Source organism: Bradyrhizobium sp. USDA 4454, assembly GCF_054822705.1.
Genome location: NZ_JBTRCN010000001.1, coordinates 6,980,883 through 7,001,941, shown reverse-complemented (window position 1 = coordinate 7,001,941; position 21,059 = coordinate 6,980,883). Strand labels below are relative to the sequence as shown.

Below are 21,059 nucleotides of genomic sequence, written 5' to 3'. Positions count from 1 at the left end.
GCAGCGCGCCCGGCGTCTCCAGATGATTTGCGATCAGGCGCCGAAGCCGCCGTCGACGTTGAGCACGGTGCCGGTCACGAAGGAGGCTTCCGGGCTTGCCAGGAACACGACGCCGGCTGCGACTTCCTCCGGGCGGCCGAAGCGTTGCAGCGCGTGCTGCAAGCGTTGCGTCTCGGCAAACTCGCCGCCGTCCTTTGGGTTCATGTCGGTGTCGATCGAGCCGGGCTGCACCACATTCACGGTGATGCCGCGCGGTCCGAGGTCGCGCGCCGCGCCCTTGGTGTAGCCGACGACCGCCGCCTTGCTGGCGACGTAGTCGGCAAGCCCCGGGAACGAGGCGCGGTCGGCCAGCATGGAGCCGACAGTGACGATGCGGCCGCCTTCGCCCATCAGCTTCGAAGCGGCGCGGATCGCGGTGATCACGCCGTCGACGTTGATCGCCTCCTGGCGCGCCAGCGTCGCGATGTCGGCCTTGGGATCGTCGACCGCACCGCCGGATGCGACACCGGCGTTGTTGACCAGGATGTCGAGCCGGCCAAAATCCTTGGCGACGGTCTTCACCAGTTCATCGACATCGGAAGCCGAGGCCTGGTCGGCCTTGTAGGCGCGGGCAGCGACGCCCTTGCTCTTCAATTCGGCGACGACGGCTTCCGCCTTCTCGGGAGAGGCGACATAGCTGATCGCGACGCTCGCACCTTCCGCGGCGAGTGCACGGGCGCTGGCGGCGCCGATGCCGCGTGAGCCGCCGGTGACGAGGGCAACCTTGCCTGAGAGCTTCTTGGTCATTGGATTTCTCCATCGAGTGGATTTGATGGCACTTGGATATGCCTCCGGCTGTGGTATAGAAATAGAAACTATTGAAACTCATTGTTTCCAAATTGAATGATCGGGGATAGCGGCCCATGTCGAAACTGCCGGACTTCGAGGCGCTCGCGATCTTCGCAAAAGTCGTGGAGTTACGGTCGTTTGCGGCCGCCGCGAGCGAGCTCTCGCTGTCCAAGGCCACGGTGTCGAAGGCGGTCTCCAGGCTGGAGGAGCGGCTCGGCGCGCGGCTGTTCAACCGCACCTCGCGGCGACTGGCGTTGACCGATGCCGGGCAGAAATTGTCGGAGCGCGCCGCACGGCTGCTGGCCGACGGCGAAGCCGCGGAGAACGAGGCGCTGGCGCAATCGACCACGCCGCGCGGCCTGGTGCGGCTGGCAGTGCCGATGAGCTTTGGCATCAAGACGGTGGCGCCGCTGCTGCCCGAATTCATGGAGGCCTATCCGGAGGTCGCGATCGATCTGCATTTGAGCGATGCCACGGTCGATCTGATCGGCGAAGGCTTTGACGCCGGCCTGCGCATCGCGCGGCTGCCGGATTCCTCGCTGATCGCCCGGCGGCTGTGCGGCATGCCGCGCTACACGGTGGCGGCGCCGTCCTACCTGAAGCGCTACGGCCGGCCGACCCATCCGATGCATCTCGCCGAGCACAAATGCTTCGGCTACGCCTACCTCTCCACCCAGGGCACCTGGCACTACACCAACGCGGCAGGCGAGCAGGCGAGTGTGCGTCCCGCCGGCCAGCTGCGGGTCAACAATGGCGAGGCCGTGATGCCGGCGCTGCTCGCCGGCCTCGGCATCGCCGATCTGCCCGACTTCATCGTCGGCGATGCGATCGCGCGCGGCGAGGTCGAGGTGATCCTGAAGGGCTGGAAGCAGCCCGAGGCCGCCGTCCATCTCGTCACGCCGCCCGGCGGCCCGCGTCCCGCCCGCGTCGAGGTGCTCGCGGATTTCCTCGCCAGCCATTTCGCCAAGGGGAAGAAACGATCGGCGTAGTATCGTAGGGTAGGCAAAGCGACTTGTCCGCCGTCGCTGGAAGAGCGAAGGCGGAAGCGTACCCCATAACTGCCGGGAACCTGGTTCCAGCGCATCGGCCTTCACATTTAGTTGTCCGTGCGAACGATCCTTGGCCGTATTCATTTGGGAGATTGACGCAAAGCGCCCGCGCGGAACCTGCGTGCGCGGATCTGATGGAAACAAGGGCACTGGGCATGCAGACGCAGCGGATTGTGCTGAGTTTGGCGATCGCGATTGGCGGCGCTGGCGCTATGGCGCCCGCGTTGTCGCAAGAGTATCGCGGCACATGGGAACAGCAGATGGCGTGCACGCCCGACGTGATGCGCCTGTGCAGCGATCAGATTCCCGACACCAACCGGATCGTCGCCTGCCTGCGGCAGAACACGGCGCTGCTCGGCAGTTCGTGCCGTGCGGTGTTCGAGTCGAACGCGCAGCAACAGGCGCAGACGCAGAGGCGCGCACCTCAGCCCCAGACGCAGCAGCGGCCGCGCGTGCCGCAACAGATGCAGCCGGCCCCGGTCGCGCCGCCGCGGCCGTCGCCCTATGATGACGAAGATTAGGGCATGATCCGGAAAAGTGCGAAGCGGTTTTCCGAAAAGATCATGCTTAAACAGACAGCTAAAGCGCGATGATGATTCAACCCAATCTCATCGCGCTTTAGGGCGCGGGACTGGCCTCTGTCTGGGGACGGACCTCGCAGACATCGACCCATTCAGCCGATGTCAATTCCGCCATCCGGTCCGGCGTGATGCGCACCGCGCTGTGGGTCGAGCCCGCGGCCGGCACCACGACGTCGAATGCTTTCAGCGACACGTCGCAATAGACCGGCAGCGGCGACTTCAGCCCGAACGGGCAGACCCCGCCGACTTCGTGGCCGGTGATGTCGGCGACCTCGTCGAGGCCGAGCATCTTCGGCTTGCCGCCGAATGCCGCCTTGACCTTCTTGTTATCCATTCGCGACGTGCCGGCGGCAACGATCAGCACCACGCGGTCGCCGACCCGCAGGCTCAGCGTCTTGGCGATCCGCGCCGGCTCGACGCCATAGGCTTCCGCCGCCAGCACGACGGTCGCGGAGCTCACGGCGGATTCGATCACGGTGATATCGGGCGCCTTCTCGGCGAAGAAGGCGCGGACGGACTCAAGACTCATTCTATTCAGGACCTTGCTATTCAGGACCTTGCAGACACCAACGCGGGAAGCTCGGAGAGGCCGTGGATCCGGTGATCGGGCACGACGCCGAGCTCATCCATCTGGGTACGCAGTGCCTTGAACATCGTCAATGGGGCGATCGTCTCGCTTTCGACGCAGGCCAGCGCCATCGCCTCCGGCGTCACCCGCTCGATCCATGCGACGTTGAGTCCGAATGCCTTGGCGCCGCAGGCGTCCCATGGGTTGGAGGAGATGAACAGCACCTCCGCCGGCGGCACCTTCAGCACCTCCTCGATCAGCGTGTAGGCCGCGGGTGCCGGCTTGAACACCTGGTGCGCATCGACGCTGATGGTGGCATCGAGCAGGCGGTCGAGCCCCGAATTGCGCACCAGCGCGTTCAGCATGTCAGGGCTGCCGTTGGAGAGGATCGCGAGCTTCTTGTCCTTCATCGCCTCGAGCGCGGCGACGGCATCCGGATACAGCGCGAGATGCTGATACCTATCGACGATACGGGCGAACGTCGCCGCGTCGTATTGCAGGCCGAGACAGCGCAGCGTATAGGCGAGCGAGTCGCGGGTGACGGCGGCGAAATCCTGGTAGCGCCGCATCAGCGAGCGCAGCCAGGAATATTCGAGCTGCTTGATGCGCCAGACCTGGGTGATGATGTCGCCATAACCGGGGAACGCATCCTCGGTGATCTCGGCCACCGACTGGACATCGTAGAGCGTGCCGTAGGCATCGAAGACGATTGCCTTGATGGTCATTGTCATTCCCCTTCGTCCCGACCGCCGCGCGATCGGGACGCCGAGGGCGCGGTACAGAGACCGCCTTATATACCTAAAATCTTGCGCGCGTTGGCCTTCAGCACCTTGGGACGGATCTCCTCGCGGATGTCGAGCTTGGCGAAGTCGGCAAGCCAGCGGTCCGGCGTGATCACCGGCCAGTCGGAGCCGAACAGCATCTTGTCCTGCAGGATCGAGTTGATGTAGCGCACCAGGATCGGCGGAAAATATTTCGGCGACCAGCCGGACAGGTCGATATAGACGTTCGGCTTGTGGGTCGCGACCGACAGCGCCTCTTCCTGCCAGGGAAAGGAGGGATGCGCGAGGATGATCTTGAGGTCGGGAAAATCCGCCGCGACGTCGTCCATGTACATCGGGTTGGAATATTTCAGCCGCATCCCCATGCCGCCGGGCATGCCGCTTCCGACGCCGGTCTGGCCGGTATGGAACAGCGCGATCGCGCCGCCGTCATTGATCGCCTCATAGAGCGGATAGGCCATGCGGTCGTTGGCATAGAAGCCCTGCATGGTCGGATGGAATTTGAAGCCGCGGACTCCGTAGTCCTCGATCAGCTTGCGCGCCTCGCGGACGCCGAGCTTGCCCTTGTGCGGATCGATCGAGACGAACGGGATCAAGACGTCGAGATGATCGGAGGCGACTTCGAGCATTTCGAGATTGTTGTAGCGGCGGAAGCCGGTCTCGCGTTCGGCGTCGACCGGGAAGATCACCGCGGCGATGTTCTTGGACCGATAGTAGGCCGCAGTCTCCGGCACGGTCGGCGGATGCTTGTGCGGCGATTTGAAATAGTCAGCCATCTGCGCCTGGAAGTCGTCATAGCCGTCGTCGCCATGCATGCCGCACGGCTCCTCGGCATGGGTGTGGATGTCGATCGCTGTGACCTTTTCAATGTCGGGCAGTTTGAGCTTGGGCATTCGGCTTCCCCGGGCGGCCTGTTTGTTGGTGATGGAAAATAATTATACTATATAACGATCTGCGCAAGCGCTCTCACGCCGAGGGCATGCGAGCATGGTCTGAGCCCCATTCGGTCAGTTGGTCCGATTTGGACGGCGGATTGGGCCTGATGCAAAGGCCACGGGTGCGATTCGCTGCCGGTGACCTCATCCGGCGTGACCGTGCGGCGGGCGCTGATTCGGATCCATCGCCGCGGTCGCCATTTCCGAAGCAATCTCAACGGCGTGGCGCGTCGATCCGTGCAGGTTCCAGGCTCGAACAGGCCGAAAATCGGCCCGTCTCGGTTGACATTCAACAGTCCGATGGCTTAGAACCCGGCCCGTCCCGGGCGGCAGGCCGCTTGTCGGGATAAATCCCATTTTGCCAGCTATTGGCATCGATCAGGTACGGCCTCCAACACGGGCCTTTCGAAGTAACAGGATTGTCCCATGAAGGTCCGTAACTCGCTGAAATCGCTGCGCGGCCGCCATCGCAACAACCGTCTGGTCCGCCGCAAGGGCCGCGTCTACGTGATCAACAAGGTCCAGCGCCGCTTCAAGGCGCGCCAAGGCTGACGCGCCAAGTTTGATCTGACACGCTTGATCTGACACGCTTTATCTGGCGCGGATCGGCTTGTTGCGCCGGTCTCAACTCGTCTCTTTCACAGGTCTTTGACGCCGCGCTGCTTTGCAGTGCGGCTTTGTGCGTCTAGACTTCGGCCATGGGATTTAACTTCCTTGGACCTCCCCACCGCCGGCTGGCGATGCTCATCGCAGCAGTTCTGGCCGGACCTGTTTTGACTTTGCCTGTCGCGGCCATCGCGCAGGACGATCCGCGGGTGGTGCCGCCGCCGAAAGCGCAGAAGAAACTGCCGGAAGCTCCGAGCAAGCTGCCGAAGGTTCCGGCCGACCGCACCCGCGGACTGGATTTCCTGTTCGGCGCGCTGAAGGCGGCGCCCGATGAGGACAGCGCCCGGCATGTCGAGGCACGGATATGGGCGCTGTGGCTGCAAACCCCGAGCGATACCGCGGCGCTGTTGATGGTGCGGGCCAAGGCTGCGCTCGACGCCCAGAATATCGATGTCGCGTTGAAGTTGCTGGATGCGGTGATCAAGCTGCGGCCCGACTATGTCGAGGCCTGGAACCGGCGCGCGACGATCTACTACCTCAAGAACGACTACGTTCGTTCGCTGGGTGATCTACAGCAGGTGCTGACCCGTGAGCCCCGCCATTTCGGCGCGCTGGCGGGCGTTGGCATGATCATGCAGGACATGGGCGACGACAAGCGGGCGCTGGACGCCTTCCGCAAGGCGCTGGCGGTCGATCCCTATCTCGAGAAGGTGCCGCAGATCGTCAAGCAACTGACCGAGAAGGTCGAGGGCCGCGACATCTGATTGCATGCGATTGATCGCGATCGCAGTCGAATTGCCGCGAGGGGCACGCGGCTTGCGAGCTTGCGCGCGATCCGGCCCGGCGGGAGACTAGTGCAGGAGCTTGCCGCGGGACGCGCTGTCCTGGGCGATGGCGGCATAGAACTGCTGAAGTTCCGCCTCCAGATGCTCATTCACGAGCAACAGTGCCTTCAGGGCGCCGCGCAGGTCGCCGTTACAGCTCGCCACGATCTGGTCGATGGCCGCATCGCTAGGGTCGGAAATCATGGTACTCCTCCGATTACTTCCCGTTGAACTCGTCTTCCCGTTGAACTCGACGTGCGGACGCGGGGTTCCTGTGAATCATGTGCAAAAGTCAAGACCTGTTCCGGTCGCGTCCCCGGTTTCGATGAAGCCTCGCGACTGATGGCGAAATTGCCACCATCAAACGATGGAATTACTAATGACGCAGGGTTGAACCCGCTATCCACAGGCCGGGCGCATTGTGGACAACTACCTTGCACGTCCGGTCGTGCCCCACCACTAGGCTAAAGGTTGATTGCCCTCGCCCAAAAGTTGCGGCACAACGCAACGGGTTGGGGGAATACATTTTAATGAAATCGATTGTTGCTGCGGCGCTTTGCGTCGCATTGGGCGGCTGTGCGTCGGTGACGCGCGGCACCACTGAGACCATTTCCATTGCATCGACGCCGTCAGGCGCGACAGCCGACATCGCAGGATTGGAGATACCGACCGCCTGTGTCACGCCTTGCGCGATCCAGGCCAAGCGCAACGCCGACATCGTCGTGACGCTCAGCAAGGAAGGCTATCAGTCGCAGATCATTCCGCTGACCAAGGACATCAGCGGATCCGGCGGCGCCGGTTTCGCCGGCAATCTGCTGCTGGGTGGCGTCGTCGGCATGGGCGTCGACGCGGCGACCGGGGCGGTGCTCGATCACAAGCCCAATCCGGTGATCGTGACCTTGCAACCGGCGACGCCTCCGCCGCCCCCACCGCGGCCGCCGCGACGTCGGGAGAAGCCCGTCTCGTAAGCGGTGCCGGTACGCGAACGTCGCGCGCTGTTGGACTTCGCGCTGCAAAGCGGGCTAGCATCGAAACCGACGCGTATCTCCGCCGCAGCTCCGCGGTGCGCAGGTTTATCCGGATCGTCTTGATGCTCGCTTTGATCGTCGTGCTGGCGGTGGCCGGGCTGGCGCTGGCGACACAGCTCGGCGTTCAGCTGATCGAGCGCGCCTTTCCGCCGCAGGGGCGCATGATCGAGGTGTCCGGCGCGCGGCTGCATGTGCTCGAGCTCGGTCCGCGCGATGCCGCGGGGCCGCCGGTCGTGATGCTGCATGGTGCAAGCTCCAACCTCCGCGCGATGCGGCCGCTCGCCGACCACCTTGCCAGATCCCGCCGGCTGATCCTGATCGACCGGCCGGGCCATGGCTGGAGCACCCGCGCGCGCGTCGCAGATTCGACGCCCGCGATCCAGGGCCGAATGATCGTGGAGGCGCTGACCAAGATCGGCGTCAGCAGGGCGATCGTGGTGGCACATTCCTGGGCCGGCGCGCTCGGCCTGCGCATCGCGCTCGATCATCTGGACCGCGTCGCGGGCCTGGTGCTGCTCGCCCCCGTCGCCTATCCGTGGCGCGGCGGCGCCGGCCGCTATAATGATGTGATCTCGACGCCGCTGATCGGACCGTTGCTCGCGCGCACGATCACGCTGCCGCTGGGCCATCTCGTTGCCAGTTCGGGCGCGCGCGGCGTGTTCGCGCCGCAGCCGATGCCGGACGACTTTATCCGCGACAGCGCGACCTTGCTGTTGCTGCGCCCGCGCGAGTTCATCGCCAATGCGCGCGACCTGGTCACGCTGAAGGCTGCCGTCGTCGAGCAGGCCCCGCGTTATGCGGAGCTCAAGATGCCGATCACGATCATCTCCGGCGACGTCGACAAGACGGTCTCGACCGGCATCCATTCCCGGCCGCTCGCAGCCTCAGCGCCGAACGCCAGGCTGATCGTGCTGCCCGATGTCGGCCACATGGTGCAGTACGCCGCTCTCGATCTGGTGGCATCCGAGATCGAGGCGATGGCCGAGCGGATGACGCGGCACATGGTGACGCAATAGCCGTCGGCCGCTTCCACGCCTCGCGAATGTGATCCGGCAAGGCTTGCGCCATCAGGTCGCGCCGAACATCATGTCGCCGCGCGGTTCTCCGATTTCACCAAAGGACACCTCCCATGCGGATCGACAACATCGCCGACCTCATCGCCGAAACCCTTGCCCAGGCCGGCGTGAAGCGCATCTACGGTGTCGTCGGCGACAGCCTCAATGGCCTGACCGAGGCGTTGCGCAAGCGCGGCACGATCGACTGGCTGCATGTGCGCCACGAGGAGGTGGCGGCATTCGCCGCGGCTGCCGAATCCCAGATCACCGGAGAGCTCGCGGTCTGCGCGGGCTCCTGCGGCCCGGGCAATCTGCATCTCATCAACGGCCTGTTCGATGCGCACCGCAGCCGTACGCCGGTGCTGGCGATCGCGGCCCAGATCCCGTCGGCCGAGATCGGCGGCGGCTATTTCCAGGAGACCCACCCGCAGGATCTGTTCCGCGAATGCAGCCATTATTGCGAACTGGTGTCCGATCCGGCGCAGCTGCCCTACATGCTGGAGAACGCGATCCGCGCCGCGGTCGGTAAGCGCGGCGTCGCGGTGCTGGTGCTGCCGGGCGACGTCGCGATGCGGACGGCGCCGAAGCGCGACATCTCGCCGAATGCCGGGCTGCTGCCGCCGGCGCCGGTGGTGCGTCCGGCCGAAGCCGAATTGAACGCGCTGGCCGCGCTGCTCAACGGCGCGCGGCGCGTCACGCTGTTCTGCGGCCGCGGCTGCGCCGGCGCGCATGACGGCCTGATCAAGCTCGCCGAGACGCTGAAGAGCCCGATCGTGCATGCGCTCGGCGGCAAGGAATATGTCGAATACGACAATCCCTACGACGTCGGCATGACCGGCTTCATCGGCTTCTCCTCCGGCTATGCCGCGATGCATGGCTGCGACGTGCTGCTGATGCTGGGCACCGATTTTCCCTACAAGCAGTTCTTCCCGACCGGCATCAACATCGCCCAGATCGACATCCGCCCGGAAAATCTCGGCCGCCGCTGCAAGCTCGATCTCGGCCTCGTCGGCGACGTCGGCGAGACCATCGCCGCGCTGTTGCCGAAGCTGACGGTCAAGACCGAGCGCAAGTTTCTCGACGCCAGCATCGCGCATTACAAGGACGCCCGCGCCGGGCTCGACGATCTCGCCCGCGGCAAGCCGGGCTCGAGCCCGATCCATCCGCAATATCTGGCGCGGCTGCTCAGCGAGCAGGCGACGGAAGATGCCGTGTTCACCGCCGATGTCGGCACACCGACGATCTGGGCCGCGCGCTATCTGAAAATGAACGGCCGCCGGCGGCTGGTCGGGTCCTGGGTCCACGGCTCGATGGCCAATGCGATGGCGCATGCGATCGGCGCGCAGGCGGCGCAGCCGGGACGGCAGGTGGTGTCGATGTCCGGCGATGGCGGCTTTGCCATGCTGATGGGCGATCTGATCACGCTGACCCAGGCCAAGCTGCCGGTGAAGGTCGTGATCTTCAACAACAGCGTGCTCGGCTTCGTCGCGCTGGAGATGAAGGCCGCCGGCTTCATCGAGACCGGCGTCGATCTGAAGAATCCGGATTTCGCGGCGATGGCTCGCGCGATGGGCATTCACGGCGTCAGGGTGCAGGATCCCGGCGAGCTCGAAGGCGCGATCCGCGACGTGCTCGCGCATGACGGCCCGGCCGTGCTCGACGTCGTGACCGCGACCCAGGAATTGTCGATGCCGCCGACCATCACGCTGGAGCAGGTGAAGGGCTTCAGCCTGTGGGTGCTGCGCGCCGTGATGAGCGGCCGCGGCGACGAGGTGGTCGACCTCGCCAAGACCAATCTGTTGCCGCGCTGATCGCTGATTGCGGCAACACGTCCGCCCTGCCATCTGCGCAGGGCGGACGACGTCCGATACCGCCGATTACTGCTTCTGCTTGCCGTCCTTGTCGAACGACGACACATAGGCCCACAGATTGTTGGCCTCGGTCTCGTTCTTGATGCCGGCGAAGGCCATCTTGGTGCCGGGGATCTTGGCTTTGGGATCCTTGATGTATTCGAGGAAGGTTTCCTTGTTCCAGGTGATGCCGGAGTTCTTGTTGGCATCGGAATAGTTGTAGTCCGGCGCGGTACCGGAGCGGCGGCCGTCGAGGCCGTTGAGCTCGGGGCCGACCTTGTTCTTGGCGCCTTCGCCGATCGCATGGCAGGCTAGGCACTTGTTGAACGAGGTCTTGCCGGCAGCGGCATCCTGCGCCAGCGCGGAGGATGCGGTGGCCAGCGATGTGACGACCGCCAGCGCGCTCAAGGTCTTTAGGTTCATGGGGTTCTCTTCGTTTCGTCCCGGGGGGTAGTGTCTGGTTTGTGGCATGTCCGGCTTGGACAGGACAAGCCACGAAACTTTGACAGGTTTCATGACCGCCCGCTTGTCCCAGAGAGAACTCGTCCTTGCCGGGTGGGGCAATCCGACCTTCGGCCGGTCGACTGAAACAGGTGCAGAGCTGATTGATTTGTCGTAACAAATCGGCAAAGGGCAAAAGCCCTCCGAGGGAACATTGATGTCCATCATGATGCCGGCGGCCGATCAGGCCGTGCTTGCACGCCGCGCCGAAATCGTGGCCGCCCTGCGCGCCATCGTCTCGGGCGAGGGCGTGATCGACAGCGCCGCCGAGATGCTGGCTTACGAATCCGACGGCCTGACCGCCTATCGGCAGCCGCCGATGGTCGTGGTGTTGCCCGATACCACCGAGCAGGTGGCGAAGGTCCTCAAATATTGCCAGCAGCAGGGCATCAAGGTGGTACCGCGTGGCTCCGGCACCTCGCTGTCCGGCGGTGCGCTGCCGCTCGCCGACGCCGTGCTGCTGGGCCTCGGCAAGTTCAAGCGGATTCGCGAGATCGATTTCGACAACCGCGTTGTTGTCACCGAACCTGGGGTCACCAATCTGGCGATCAGCCAGGCGGTTGCCCATGCCGGCTTCTACTACGCGCCCGATCCGTCGTCGCAGATCGCCTGCTCGATCGGCGGCAATGTCGCGGAGAATTCCGGCGGCGTGCATTGCCTGAAATACGGCATGACCACCAACAACGTGCTCGGCTGCGAGATCGTGCTGATGAGCGGCGAAATCCTGCGCATCGGCGGCAAGTCGGCCGAGAATGCCGGCTACGATGTGATGGGGATCATCACCGGCTCGGAGGGACTGCTCGGCGTCATCACCGAGATCACGGTGCGCATCCTGCAGAAGCCGGAGACGGCGCGCGCCCTGATGGTCGGCTTCGCCGAAGTGGAAGCGGCCGGCGAATGCGTGGCCGCCATCATCGGCGCTGGCATCATCCCGGGCGGCATGGAGATGATGGACAAGCCCGCGATCCACGCCGCGGAGGCCTTCGTCCATGCCGGCTATCCGCTCGACGTCGAGGCGCTTTTGATCATCGAGCTCGACGGTCCCCAGGTCGAGGTCGACGAGTTGATCAAGCGGGTCGAGGCGATCGCGCAGGGCTGCGGCTCGACCTCGTGCCAGATCTCGACCACGGAGGCCGAGCGCAATCTGTTCTGGGCCGGCCGCAAGGCGGCCTTCCCCGCGGTCGGGCGCATCTCGCCGGATTATCTCTGCATGGACGGCACCATCCCGCGCGGCGCGTTGCCGAAGGCGCTGGCGCGGATCCGCGAGCTCTCCGAGAAATACGGCCTCGGCGTCGCCAACGTGTTCCACGCCGGCGACGGCAATCTGCACCCGTTGATCCTCTATGATGCCAACAAGCCGGGCGAGATCGAGAAGGCGGAGGCGTTCGGCGCCGACATCCTGCGCTGCTGCGTCGAGCTCGGCGGCGTGCTCACCGGCGAGCATGGCGTCGGCATCGAGAAGCGCGATTTGATGCCGGAAATGTTCACCGAGATCGACCTCAACCAGCAACAGCGGCTGAAATGCGCCTTTGACGCCCAAGGCCTGCTCAACCCCGGCAAGGTATTTCCGACGCTCCATCGCTGCGCCGAGCTCGGCCGCGTCCACGTCCACGCCGGCAAGCTGGCGTTTCCCGATATCCCGCGGTTTTAGTACCGCCGTAGCAGCCCGCTCGCCGCACTGCTATCGCCATATGCGGCACAGGCCCTGTCGGGATCTGCGATCAAATCCGTCCGGACTTGCTTGAACGTCTTGCCGGCTGCTGCGGACACTTCGGGGCGGAATCCGCGCGGATCGTAGTCGTTGCCGTCGTGGGCCTTGATGGCGGCGTCGAAGGCATTGATCATGGCCATCGCGGCGTTGGGGCTGCCGAGCAGTCTGGCGCCGAGTTGAACGCCCCCGGCGCCATCGGCCTCATAGCCCGTGCATCGTTGTTCGAGCACCGCGGCCGCGGTCGCCAGCTGCTCGAGGAACGCCGCCTCGGCGTCGGTGAGCGCGTGCGCCTGTCCTGCCGCGATCGTCGCGAGCAGCGCGAGGGCTGTCAACTTGATCTTCACCTGGTTCTCCCTGCAGCCGTCGAGGCCGGTCGATATAATTCGACCGATCGCGCTAGTCAGCCGATAACCTTAACCGATGCTTGCGGCAGCCGTTGACCAAGCGGCCGCCGTCGCATGCTGTCGCAATTGCAGCGCGGACCCGTTTACATGGCCTTAGATTGTTGCTCGGTATTTTCCGGACATGCATGTCTTCGGCAACATATCGATGCCCAGCCTCGCCGATCAGCTGGCGCTGTCGCGCAATCGGCCCGCGGGCTTCGACTACATGCGCATCGTGCTGGCGGCGTCGATCGTCGGCCTGCACAGCACCAATGTGACGCTCGGGCTCGGCCGGGCGCTGGAAATCCAGAGCACGCTTCGGATCGGCGTCGCGATGATCCTCGCGCTGTTCTTTGCCCTGAGCGGCTTCCTGGTGACGGCGAGCCTGCTCCGGTGCAAGAGCCTGATTTCGTTCCTCGGCCTGCGCCTGCTGCGGATCGCTCCCGCACTCGCGGTCGAGACCACGCTGTCGGCCGTCATCATTGGTTCGGTCTTCACCGAACTGCCATTGGCGCAATATTTCGCCGATCCGAAATTCCACGTCTATTTCCTCAATATCGTCGGCGACATCCACTACGAGCTGCCGGGCCTGTTCCTGCATAATCCACTGCCGGAGCTGGTGAATTCCCAGCTCTGGACCGTGCCGTACGAATTGTGGTGCTACGTCATCCTGGCGCTGCTTGCGGTCACCACGATCTGCTTCAACCGGGTGGCATATCTCGTGTTCATGGTGATCGCCCAGATCGCGCTCGTCGGCTACGACATCGCGCGCTGGGACGAGGTGCCGATCCAGCTTCGCCCGCATCTTCTGGTGTTCTGCTTCCTTGCCGGCGTCGGCTTCTACCTCTGGCGCGACAAAGTGCCGGTCCACCGGACTTTGTGCCTGTTCGCGCTGGTGCTGTGCGCCGCCGCCATGGCGACCGGTCGCGGCGACGCGCTGGCGCCAGTGCCGGCCGCCTATATCGCCTGCTATTTCGGCGCGATGAACCCGCGGCGGAGCTGGATCGTCTCGTCAGGCGATTACTCTTACGGGCTCTATCTCTACGGCTTCGTCATCCAGCAATGCGTCGCCACGTTCGGCCCGCCGGTTCAGCACTGGTATCTGAACATCCTGATCAGCCTGCCGCTCGCCTTCGGTGTTGCGGTGGCGTCTTGGCATCTCGTCGAGAAGCACGCGCTTCGGCTTCGGGGCCGGGTCGAGAAGCTCGAGACCGCCGTGCTGGCGCGGACCTCGGTCGTCGGCTTCTGGCGCCGCTCGCCCCAGCGCGGCGAGTTGCACGCAACGTTCGGCAACAGCGCCTCGATCTGAGCCGCGTCCGCGGGAAGGACGAGCTTCGGTTCTGATTGAATCAGGACCGAAGCTCTAGCTTCCTGTTTTGACGCGTTTTCTTCACGCGAACCGGGGGCCACTTCGCTCGAAAACGCTCTCATATCCCTCCCGCGGCACCGCGAGTCACAGCAGCGCGTATTGCGTCCGCTCGCGTTTGGCGAGCAGGGGCAGGGCCTGCTCGGCGATGTAGGTCTTGAAGTGGGCGCTTTCCGCATCCGCCTTGAACGCCGCCCCGTCCTGGAACAATTCGTAGAACAGGAATTGCGCCGGGTTGTCCTTGCCGCGGCCGATCAGGAACAGGCATTCAGAAGCCTGTTCGGCGCGCATTTGATTTTGGAGTCAAATTTCGATACCGCCTAGCGCGTGGAAACGCTCAAGGTCAGAGACGGCAAGGACGTCGAAGAGGTGGTGCGCGCGGCTATCGCCAGCGAGCAGCCGCTCGAGGTCATCGGACATGGATCGAAGCGCGCCATCGGCCATCCGATGGCGACCAACGCGGTGCTCGACGTCTCAGTGCTGAACGCCGTCACCGCCTATGAGCCGAACGAATTGATCATCACCGTCGAGGCCGGCGCGCCGCTCGCCGACGTGCAGTCCCTGATCGACGCCAAGAACCAGCAATTCGCCTTCGAGCCGATGGATACGTCCGTGCTGCTCGGCAGCGCGGGAGCCGGCACGATCGGCGGCATGATCGGCGCCGGCCTTGCCGGTCCCCGCCGCATCAAGGCCGGCGGTATCAGGGATCATCTGCTCGGGGCGCACGCGGTGTCCGGGTTCGGCGACAGTTTCAAGACCGGTGGGCGGGTGGTGAAGAATGTCACCGGCTATGACCTCTGCAAGCTGCTCACCGGTTCCTGGGGCACGCTCGCGGTCATGACCGAGGTGACGCTGAAGGTGATGCCGAAGCCGGAAGCCGAGCGGACGCTGCTGCTGCGCTCCCTTGACGACGTCACCGCCAACAAGGCGATGACGGCGGCGCTGGGGTCGCCCTTCGACGTCTCCGGCGCAGCGCATCTGCCCGGCTCAGCGCTGCGGTCCGGAACCGGCGCGCTCGCGGGCCTCGCAACCTCCGGCCAGCCGGTCACGCTGGTGCGGCTCGAGGGGATTGCGGCGTCGGCGGCGCATCGGGCGGCCTCGCTCACGCAGGCGCTCTCGTCCTACGGAGCAATCGACGTCCTCGCCGATGAGGCCTCGGCTTCGATCTGGAGTGCGCTGCGCGACGTGCTGCCATTCGCGGCGAGCGGCGCGCTCGGCGCCTGGCCGGTGTGGCGCATCGTTTGCCCGCCGGCCATCGGCGGCGCGCTCGGAGAGGGGCTGGCGCGCTCAACCGGTGGCGAGGTGGTCTACGATTGGGGTGGCGGCCTGATCTGGGCCGCGGTGCCGCCGAGCGCCGACGCGCAGGCCGCGCTGGTCCGCGGCCAGATCGAGGCGGTCGGCGGACACGCCACCCTGATCCGCGCCAGCGACGATGCGCGCCGCGCGGTCGACGTGTTCCAGCCGCAGGCGGCCGGGCTTGCCGCGCTCGGCGAACGGATCAGGGCGAGCTTCGATCCGAGGTCGATCCTCAACCGCGGCCGGATGATGCGAGGCGGGGGTGCATGAAGACCGAGTTTTCCCTGGCGCAGCTTGCCGATCCCGACATCAAGGAAGCCGACAAGATCCTGCGCGCCTGCGTGCATTGCGGCTTCTGCACCGCGACCTGCCCGACCTATGTGCTGCTCGGCGACGAGCTCGATAGCCCGCGCGGCCGCATCTATCTGATCAAGGAGATGCTGGAAAAGGACCAGCCGCCGACACCTGAGGTGGTCAAGCATATCGACCGCTGCCTGTCGTGCCTCGCCTGCATGACCACCTGCCCGTCGGGCGTGAACTACATGCACCTGGTCGACCAGGCCCGGGTCAGGATCGAGCGGGACTATCAGCGGCCGCTGACCGAGCGGCTGCTGCGCTCTGTGCTCGCCTTGGTGCTGCCGCGGCCGGGCCTGTTCCGGATCAGCATGATCCTGGCGGGGCTTGCCCGTCCGTTCGCAGCCCTGCTGCCGACGCCGTCGGTGGGTGCGTCGAGCCCGGGCCTGCTGCGCCGGATCAAGGCGATGCTGGCGCTCGCGCCGCAGGGCCTGCCGCAGCCGGGGCCGTCTGCCGGAACCGTGTTTGCGCCGATCGGCCGGCGTCGCGGCCGGGTTGCGCTGCTACAGGGCTGTGCCCAACAGGTGCTGGCGCCACGCATCAATCAGGCCGCGATCAACGTGCTGACCCGGCACGGCGTCGAGGTGGTGTTGGTCAAGGACGAGCAATGCTGCGGCGCGTTGACCCATCACATGGGACAGGACGACGACGCACTGGCGCGCGCGCGGGCCAACGTCACGGTGTGGCAAAGGGAAGCGGACAGAGAAGGGCTCGACGCCATTCTGGTGACGACCTCGGGCTGTGGGACCGTCGTCAAAGACTACGGCTACCTGCTGCGTGAGGACAAAACATTCGCGGAGCCGGCCAGGCGAATCTCGGCGCTGGCAAAGGATATCACCGAGTATCTCGCCGGCCTCGAGCTCGCGCCCTCAACGCAGAAAGGCGACATCACCGTCGCCTATCACTCGGCTTGCTCGTTGCAGCATGGACAGAAAATCACTCAACTTCCGAAAGAATTGCTTTCCAAGAATGGATTCGTGGTGAAAGATGTACCCGAGAGCCATTTGTGTTGCGGTTCGGCGGGGACCTACAACATTCTCCAGCCCGACATTGCGAGCAGATTGCGCGATCGCAAGGTCGCCAATATTGCGCTTGTCAAACCGGACATGATCGCTGCGGGCAATATTGGCTGCATGGTTCAGATTGCCGGCGGTACGTCAGTTCCTGTGGTGCACACGATTGAGCTTCTCGATTGGGCGACAGGAGGTCCCCGGCCAGGATTGAATTGATCGACTGCCACTCGAGCATGATCCGGACCTCAGCCTTGCCCTGACACAATTTGTCCGACGCAATGTGAAGGACCGGCGCTTCCTCAGCCACAGACGCGAAGCGATCGCGCGGCCATCATGCCCGACAAGCGTAGCGGAGTGTGCCTCTCCCCGAGGTGCGGCTGCGGTCCGGCAAGCGATCACTTCAATACGCCCGGTGGACTCACATAGCGGCAACAGGAGGACCACGATGGCGAAGTCGAAGAAAGCGAAGAAAAGCAAGAAGGCCAAAAAGGCCAAGAAGGCAGTAGCGGCGAAGAAGAAGTCCGCGAAGAAGTCGGCCAAAAAGGCTGCGAAGAAGTCTGCAAAGAAATCGGCGAAGAAGTCAGCCAAGAAGGCTGCCAAGAAGGTCGCGAAGAAAGCTGCTCCGAAGAAGGCCGCTGCCAAGAAGGTCGCGAAGAAGGCTGCCAAGAAGAGTGCTCCGAAGAAGGCCGCCGCGCCGAAGCCGGCCGCCCCGGTCGCAGCACCTCCGGCGCCCGAGCCCGCGCCGCAGCCGGCCTCGAGCTGGGCGACGCCGAGCCACGAACCCGCCCCGAGCTGGGGCACCACCGAGGGCGAGCACCACTAGCCTGGTACGATCCCGGACCGGTTCAAACCGATCGAAGCCGCAGCGGACGCCGCTGCGGCTTTTTTCATGCCCGGGATTCCGCCCGTACTTTTACGGGTACGGCGATTCGTCCCAAACGCTGTCAGATCCGGTCGGCTGTTGCCTTGTCCACACGCAAGCGGGTCTCTTCAACCGGGGCGGGCGTCTCAACTTTGTGGTGCAAATGCAACACCCGCCGAGCAACGTGCGGCGAAATGGCTGGAATGCCTAAAAAGTCGGCAGCTGCATGTCTTTTTGGCTTCACGGTACCGTGCACGGGCCTCAGATTAGCAACACGCGATTTAGTCGCAGTCCGTTATCGCGCGCCCCGGGGGGCACCGGAGCTGGGCTGTCTGGAAAAGTAGATGGGGATCGTCATGAAGAAACTGGCTTTGTTAGCAACGGCGCTAGCAATGATTTCGAGCTCGGCAATGGCAGCTGACATGGCGGTGAAGGCCGTCAAGGCGCCGCCGCCGGCTCCCTTCGATCCCTGGGACGTCGCCTTCGGCGCCGGCATCATGAGCGACTACATCTTCCGCGGCGTCACCCAGTCGAACCACAATCCGTCGGTCACCGCCTATTTCGAGCCGCGCTACAACGTCAACAAGGACTTGCAGCTCTACATCGGCACCTCGACCGAAAGCATCTCCTTCGCCAACCGCGCTGCGGCCGAAGTCGACGTCTACGGCGGTATCCGCCCGACCTTCGGCGCCTTCGCCTTCGACATAGGTGTCTGGGGTTACCTGTATCCGGGCGGAACCTGCTACTACGGCGCGCCGTTCGACACCGCCGGCAAGGCGCTCGGTGCTGACTGCGCCCTCAACTTCCTGCCCAACGGCAACGTCATGAAGAAGGACGTCTCGTTCTTCGAAGTCTACGGCAAGGCGACCTGGACCATCAACGACAACTGGGCGTTCACCATCAACGAGTACTACTCGCCGAACTTCCTCAACACCGGCGCCTGGGGCAACTACTCGTCGATCATCGGCAAGTACACCGCGCCCAGCACCGTGTTCGGCACCAGCGGCGTCGGCATGTATGTGTCGGGTGAGTTCGGCCGGCAGTGGCTCGGCACCTCCGACAGCTTCTACGGCGTCCCGGCGTTCCCGAACGGCATCAAGTATGCCGACTACAACACCTGGAACATCGGCATCGGCTTCACCTACAAGGTGTTCACGCTCGATCTGCGCTACTCCGACACGGATATGTCGAAGGGTGATTGCTCTGCCTTCACCAGCGACTACACCGCGGGCGGCAACACCAACGTGACCCCGATCAACCCGCTCGGCACCGGCTCCAACTGGTGCGGCGCGGCGGGTATCGCCAAGCTCTCGGTCGACCTGACCGCGATGTCCAACCTGAAGTAATCTCTTCTTCCGGAGATCGAGAGGGCGGCAGAGCAATCTGCCGCCCTTTTTGTTTGCGGTAGATGATGACGAGACTGGAGCGGCAGGCTGGCTGCACCTCTCGCGCTTCCACAATGCGATTCGTGGAGAGAGCCGCTACCCGAACCCTCCCCGCAAGCGCCCCGCAAGCGGGAGGGAGCCAGGGACTGTCCGGATTGATGGAGCGTAACGGAGTTCGCAAGCCGGATCCGCGCGCTTACGACGCCGCCACCTTGACCGTGTCACGCAGGGCGAAGCGATCGCCGTCGCGGACCAGCACGACATTGCGCTGGTGGAAGGCGTCGAGCGTCGAGCGGTGGCCGATCGAAACCACCGTGGTATCGGGCAGCTTCTCGGCGATCAGCCTGTAGAGCGCGGCTTCCGACGGTTCGTCGAGCGAGGCCGTCGCCTCGTCCAGGAACAGGAATTGCGGCGCATGCAACAGCGCCCGCGCGATGCCGAGTCGCTGCTGCTCGCCGAGCGACAGCATCCGGTTCCAGTGCGCCTCTTCCGAAAGCCGCGCCGCGAGCTGCGACAGCCCGACCGCGGTGAGGACGTCGCGGACGCGTCCCGCGTCGAATTGCGGAGCCTCGCCGGGATAGACGACGGCGTCATGCAGCGGGCCGATCGGCAGATAGGGACGCTGCGGCAGCATCATCAGTCTGGCCTTGGCCGGGATTTCGACCGCGCCGCTGCCGAACGGCCAGATGCCGGCCACCGCGCGGAACAGCGTCGACTTGCCGGCGCCGGAAGGGCCGGTCACCAGCGTCCGCTCGCCGGGACGGAAGCTGAAATGGTCGGCGGCGACCAGCGGCGTTCCGTTCGGCAGCTTGACCAGCAGCTGCGGCAGGGCGATCGCGGCGCCGGCCGCCGGCTTTTCGTGAATCGCGGCGGGATCGTCGGCCAGCTTTTCGGCGGCCGTGATCGAGTTCTCGAAGCCGTCGAGACGGGTGACGGTCGCGCGCCATTCGGCCAAGGTGCGGTAGGCCGTGACGAAGAACGAGAGCGCATCCTGCACCTTGCCGAATGCCTCGGCGATCTGGATCAAAGCGCCAAGCTGGACCGTCTTGCTGGCGAAATAGGCGGGGCCGGCCAAGGCGAACGGAAACACCGCGGAGGCCTGCGCATAGCTGCCCGTGAAGGCGGTCAGCCGCTTGGTCCGGCTCATGATGCCGTACCAATTGCCGATCACGCGGCTGAAACGCTCCGACAGCCGCTCCCGCTCTGCACCCTCGCCCTTGAGCAGCGCGATCTGTTCCGAGTTCTCGCGCACCCGCATCAGGTTGAAGCGGAAATCCGCCTCCAGCCGCTGCTGGTCGAAGTTGAGATTGACCAGCGGCGAGCCGATCCACTGCGTCAGTGCCGTCCCGAGCACGGCGTAGATGATCGCACCCCAGACCAGATAACCTGGAATCGAAACGTCGACGCCGAACAGCAGCAGCGGCAGAACCGCCGACAATCCCCACAGGATCACCACGAAGGACGCGAGCGAGACGATCGAGTTCAATAGCCCGATGCTGATCGCCAGCGTCTGGCCAACGAACAGCTTGACGTCGTCGGTGATGCGCTGGTCGGGGTTATCGGCGGCATCGCCGACGAGTTGCATGCGATAGTGATTGGCGCCGCGGACCCATTCGCGGAGATATTTGCCGGTCATCCAGTTGCGCCAGCGGATCTGCAGCCACTGGTTCAGGTAAAGCTGATAGATCTGAAGTATCACCGAAGCCGCGGCGATCAGGGTGAACACCAGCAATTCGCGTTTGAAGGTGCTCCAGTCCTTGTCCTGAAGCGCGGTGTAGAAGCGGTTGCGCCATTGGTTGATCAGGACGTCGAGCCCGACGGACACCAGCTCCATCACGATCAGCGTCCCAAGCAGGATGCGGCCGGCCCATTTGTCCTCGGAGTTGAAATAGGGCGAGGCGATGCGCCACACCGTCGCGAGCGTCGAGCGGATGTTGTTCACAGATTATCGTCTCCGGGAAAGGGGCCGCAAAGGCCTGAAGAATCGGGACAATCGGAGTGAGCCTCGACTAAAGTCGTAGGTCTGGCATGCAAGCGTTGGCTTGTCCCGGCGATCGAGTCAACCCTAGCATGACGGCAATG

At 64.5% G+C, this 21,059-nt stretch carries 22 protein-coding genes; 13 read left to right on the top strand and 9 right to left on the bottom strand.

Translation table 11 applies throughout. The features are described 5' to 3' along the window. Positions 1–33 precede the first annotated feature (33 nt). Positions 34–786, bottom strand: a complete 753-nt coding sequence (locus ACVIW0_RS32605) for an SDR family NAD(P)-dependent oxidoreductase (protein ID WP_461356086.1) — start codon at positions 784–786, stop codon at positions 34–36. Between the two features lie 116 nt (positions 787–902). Here ACVIW0_RS32605 and ACVIW0_RS32600 point away from each other — a divergent pair, with 116 nt between their 5' ends. Beyond that, positions 903–1,817 carry a LysR family transcriptional regulator gene (locus tag ACVIW0_RS32600; protein ID WP_461356085.1) on the top strand — a complete coding sequence of 305 codons (915 nt, stop codon included), beginning with the start codon at positions 903–905 and terminating at the stop codon, positions 1,815–1,817. A gap of 215 nt (positions 1,818–2,032) precedes the next feature. Beyond that, entirely contained in the window at positions 2,033–2,398 is a 366-nt protein-coding gene (locus ACVIW0_RS32595) for a hypothetical protein (protein ID WP_461356084.1), read from the top strand. A 97-nt stretch (positions 2,399–2,495) separates the two neighbouring features. Here ACVIW0_RS32595 and ACVIW0_RS32590 read toward each other — a convergent pair whose 3' ends face one another. The 3 genes from ACVIW0_RS32590 to ACVIW0_RS32580 all read right to left on the bottom strand — a co-directional run bounded on the left by ACVIW0_RS32590 (position 2,496) and on the right by ACVIW0_RS32580 (position 4,701). Then, positions 2,496–2,987, bottom strand: a complete 492-nt coding sequence (locus ACVIW0_RS32590; RefSeq protein WP_461356083.1) for a YbaK/EbsC family protein — start codon at positions 2,985–2,987, stop codon at positions 2,496–2,498. A gap of 20 nt (positions 2,988–3,007) precedes the next feature. Continuing rightward, on the bottom strand, positions 3,008–3,751 hold the full coding sequence (locus ACVIW0_RS32585; protein ID WP_461356082.1) for a haloacid dehalogenase type II: 744 nt from the start codon (positions 3,749–3,751) through the stop codon (positions 3,008–3,010). Positions 3,752–3,816: 65 nt separating this feature from the next. After that, positions 3,817–4,701: an amidohydrolase family protein gene (locus ACVIW0_RS32580; protein ID WP_461356081.1), complete on the bottom strand. Its 885-nt coding sequence runs from the start codon at positions 4,699–4,701 to the stop codon at positions 3,817–3,819. Between the two features lie 468 nt (positions 4,702–5,169). Between ACVIW0_RS32580 and ykgO the strand changes: the two genes are divergently transcribed. Continuing rightward, a complete protein-coding gene (ykgO, locus tag ACVIW0_RS32575; RefSeq protein WP_002718645.1) occupies positions 5,170–5,295 on the top strand; it encodes a type B 50S ribosomal protein L36 in 126 nt (41 codons plus the stop codon). A 188-nt stretch (positions 5,296–5,483) separates the two neighbouring features. Further along, entirely contained in the window at positions 5,484–6,113 is a 630-nt protein-coding gene (locus ACVIW0_RS32570; protein ID WP_461356080.1) for a tetratricopeptide repeat protein, read from the top strand. Positions 6,114–6,200: 87 nt separating this feature from the next. Here the strand turns inward: ACVIW0_RS32570 and ACVIW0_RS32565 are convergent, their stop codons facing one another. Then, a complete protein-coding gene (locus ACVIW0_RS32565) occupies positions 6,201–6,377 on the bottom strand; it encodes a hypothetical protein (protein ID WP_456750208.1) in 177 nt (58 codons plus the stop codon). A gap of 326 nt (positions 6,378–6,703) precedes the next feature. On the opposite strand from ACVIW0_RS32565, the gene ACVIW0_RS32560 reads away from it, so the two are divergent. The 3 genes from ACVIW0_RS32560 (at position 6,704) to poxB (ending at position 10,067) form a co-directional block, all read left to right on the top strand. Further along, positions 6,704–7,141, top strand: coding sequence for a PEGA domain-containing protein (locus ACVIW0_RS32560; RefSeq protein WP_461356079.1), 438 nt, complete (start codon positions 6,704–6,706; stop codon positions 7,139–7,141). A 122-nt stretch (positions 7,142–7,263) separates the two neighbouring features. Next, positions 7,264–8,217 carry an alpha/beta fold hydrolase gene (locus tag ACVIW0_RS32555; RefSeq protein ID WP_461356078.1) on the top strand — a complete coding sequence of 318 codons (954 nt, stop codon included), beginning with the start codon at positions 7,264–7,266 and terminating at the stop codon, positions 8,215–8,217. 113 nt (positions 8,218–8,330) lie between these two features. After that, positions 8,331–10,067, top strand: a complete 1,737-nt coding sequence (gene poxB / locus ACVIW0_RS32550; protein WP_461356077.1) for a ubiquinone-dependent pyruvate dehydrogenase — start codon at positions 8,331–8,333, stop codon at positions 10,065–10,067. 66 nt (positions 10,068–10,133) lie between these two features. Here poxB and cycA read toward each other — a convergent pair whose 3' ends face one another. Beyond that, positions 10,134–10,529 (bottom strand): cytochrome c-550 CycA, encoded by a 396-nt coding sequence (cycA, locus tag ACVIW0_RS32545; protein WP_461356076.1) that lies wholly within the window; start codon positions 10,527–10,529, stop codon positions 10,134–10,136. 235 nt (positions 10,530–10,764) lie between these two features. Here cycA and ACVIW0_RS32540 point away from each other — a divergent pair, with 235 nt between their 5' ends. After that, positions 10,765–12,258, top strand: coding sequence for an FAD-linked oxidase C-terminal domain-containing protein (locus ACVIW0_RS32540; protein WP_461356075.1), 1,494 nt, complete (start codon positions 10,765–10,767; stop codon positions 12,256–12,258). Here ACVIW0_RS32540 and ACVIW0_RS32535 read toward each other — a convergent pair. After that, positions 12,255–12,662, bottom strand: coding sequence for a hypothetical protein (locus ACVIW0_RS32535; protein ID WP_461356074.1), 408 nt, complete (start codon positions 12,660–12,662; stop codon positions 12,255–12,257). The two genes, ACVIW0_RS32540 and ACVIW0_RS32535, sit on opposite strands and share 4 nt — an antisense overlap. Before the next feature lie 205 nt (positions 12,663–12,867). Between ACVIW0_RS32535 and ACVIW0_RS32530 the strand changes: the two genes are divergently transcribed. Next, positions 12,868–14,010, top strand: a complete 1,143-nt coding sequence (locus tag ACVIW0_RS32530; protein ID WP_461356073.1) for an acyltransferase family protein — start codon at positions 12,868–12,870, stop codon at positions 14,008–14,010. A 144-nt stretch (positions 14,011–14,154) separates the two neighbouring features. On the opposite strand, the gene ACVIW0_RS32525 is transcribed toward ACVIW0_RS32530, so the two are convergent. Continuing rightward, positions 14,155–14,358: a putative quinol monooxygenase gene (locus ACVIW0_RS32525; protein ID WP_461356072.1), complete on the bottom strand. Its 204-nt coding sequence runs from the start codon at positions 14,356–14,358 to the stop codon at positions 14,155–14,157. A gap of 36 nt (positions 14,359–14,394) precedes the next feature. Between ACVIW0_RS32525 and ACVIW0_RS32520 the strand changes: the two genes are divergently transcribed. The 4 genes from ACVIW0_RS32520 to ACVIW0_RS32505 all read left to right on the top strand — a co-directional run bounded on the left by ACVIW0_RS32520 (position 14,395) and on the right by ACVIW0_RS32505 (position 18,938). Further along, positions 14,395–15,633 carry an FAD-binding protein gene (locus tag ACVIW0_RS32520; RefSeq protein ID WP_461356071.1) on the top strand — a complete coding sequence of 413 codons (1,239 nt, stop codon included), beginning with the start codon at positions 14,395–14,397 and terminating at the stop codon, positions 15,631–15,633. Beyond that, complete coding sequence (glcF, locus tag ACVIW0_RS32515; protein WP_461356070.1) at positions 15,630–16,946, top strand: glycolate oxidase subunit GlcF; 1,317 nt, start codon at positions 15,630–15,632, stop codon at positions 16,944–16,946. The genes ACVIW0_RS32520 and glcF overlap by 4 nt, the downstream gene beginning before the upstream one ends. A gap of 229 nt (positions 16,947–17,175) precedes the next feature. Further along, entirely contained in the window at positions 17,176–17,553 is a 378-nt protein-coding gene (locus ACVIW0_RS32510) for a histone (RefSeq protein ID WP_461356069.1), read from the top strand. Between the two features lie 395 nt (positions 17,554–17,948). Beyond that, on the top strand, positions 17,949–18,938 hold the full coding sequence (locus tag ACVIW0_RS32505) for a TorF family putative porin (RefSeq protein ID WP_461357490.1): 990 nt from the start codon (positions 17,949–17,951) through the stop codon (positions 18,936–18,938). Positions 18,939–19,173: 235 nt separating this feature from the next. On the opposite strand, the gene ACVIW0_RS32500 is transcribed toward ACVIW0_RS32505, so the two are convergent. Then, entirely contained in the window at positions 19,174–20,919 is a 1,746-nt protein-coding gene (locus tag ACVIW0_RS32500) for an ABC transporter ATP-binding protein/permease (protein ID WP_461356068.1), read from the bottom strand. Between the last annotated feature and the right edge of the window lie 140 nt (positions 20,920–21,059).

Bases quoted from the DNA above. Each gene is read 5' to 3' on its own strand.
- ACVIW0_RS32605 (WP_461356086.1), bottom strand. From the start codon at position 786: ATGACCAAGAAGCTCTCAGGCAAGGTTGCCCTCGTCACCGGCGGCTCA.
- ACVIW0_RS32600 (WP_461356085.1), top strand. From the start codon at position 903: ATGTCGAAACTGCCGGACTTCGAGGCGCTCGCGATCTTCGCAAAAGTC.
- ACVIW0_RS32595 (WP_461356084.1), top strand. From the start codon at position 2,033: ATGCAGACGCAGCGGATTGTGCTGAGTTTGGCGATCGCGATTGGCGGC.
- ACVIW0_RS32590 (WP_461356083.1), bottom strand. From the start codon at position 2,987: ATGAGTCTTGAGTCCGTCCGCGCCTTCTTCGCCGAGAAGGCGCCCGAT.
- ACVIW0_RS32585 (WP_461356082.1), bottom strand. From the start codon at position 3,751: ATGACCATCAAGGCAATCGTCTTCGATGCCTACGGCACGCTCTACGAT.
- ACVIW0_RS32580 (WP_461356081.1), bottom strand. From the start codon at position 4,701: ATGCCCAAGCTCAAACTGCCCGACATTGAAAAGGTCACAGCGATCGAC.
- ykgO (WP_002718645.1), top strand. From the start codon at position 5,170: ATGAAGGTCCGTAACTCGCTGAAATCGCTGCGCGGCCGCCATCGCAAC.
- ACVIW0_RS32570 (WP_461356080.1), top strand. From the start codon at position 5,484: ATGCTCATCGCAGCAGTTCTGGCCGGACCTGTTTTGACTTTGCCTGTC.
- ACVIW0_RS32565 (WP_456750208.1), bottom strand. From the start codon at position 6,377: ATGATTTCCGACCCTAGCGATGCGGCCATCGACCAGATCGTGGCGAGC.
- ACVIW0_RS32560 (WP_461356079.1), top strand. From the start codon at position 6,704: ATGAAATCGATTGTTGCTGCGGCGCTTTGCGTCGCATTGGGCGGCTGT.
- ACVIW0_RS32555 (WP_461356078.1), top strand. From the start codon at position 7,264: ATGCTCGCTTTGATCGTCGTGCTGGCGGTGGCCGGGCTGGCGCTGGCG.
- poxB (WP_461356077.1), top strand. From the start codon at position 8,331: ATGCGGATCGACAACATCGCCGACCTCATCGCCGAAACCCTTGCCCAG.
- cycA (WP_461356076.1), bottom strand. From the start codon at position 10,529: ATGAACCTAAAGACCTTGAGCGCGCTGGCGGTCGTCACATCGCTGGCC.
- ACVIW0_RS32540 (WP_461356075.1), top strand. From the start codon at position 10,765: ATGTCCATCATGATGCCGGCGGCCGATCAGGCCGTGCTTGCACGCCGC.
- ACVIW0_RS32530 (WP_461356073.1), top strand. From the start codon at position 12,868: ATGCCCAGCCTCGCCGATCAGCTGGCGCTGTCGCGCAATCGGCCCGCG.
- ACVIW0_RS32525 (WP_461356072.1), bottom strand. From the start codon at position 14,358: ATGCGCGCCGAACAGGCTTCTGAATGCCTGTTCCTGATCGGCCGCGGC.
- glcF (WP_461356070.1), top strand. From the start codon at position 15,630: ATGAAGACCGAGTTTTCCCTGGCGCAGCTTGCCGATCCCGACATCAAG.
- ACVIW0_RS32510 (WP_461356069.1), top strand. From the start codon at position 17,176: ATGGCGAAGTCGAAGAAAGCGAAGAAAAGCAAGAAGGCCAAAAAGGCC.
- ACVIW0_RS32505 (WP_461357490.1), top strand. From the start codon at position 17,949: ATGAAGAAACTGGCTTTGTTAGCAACGGCGCTAGCAATGATTTCGAGC.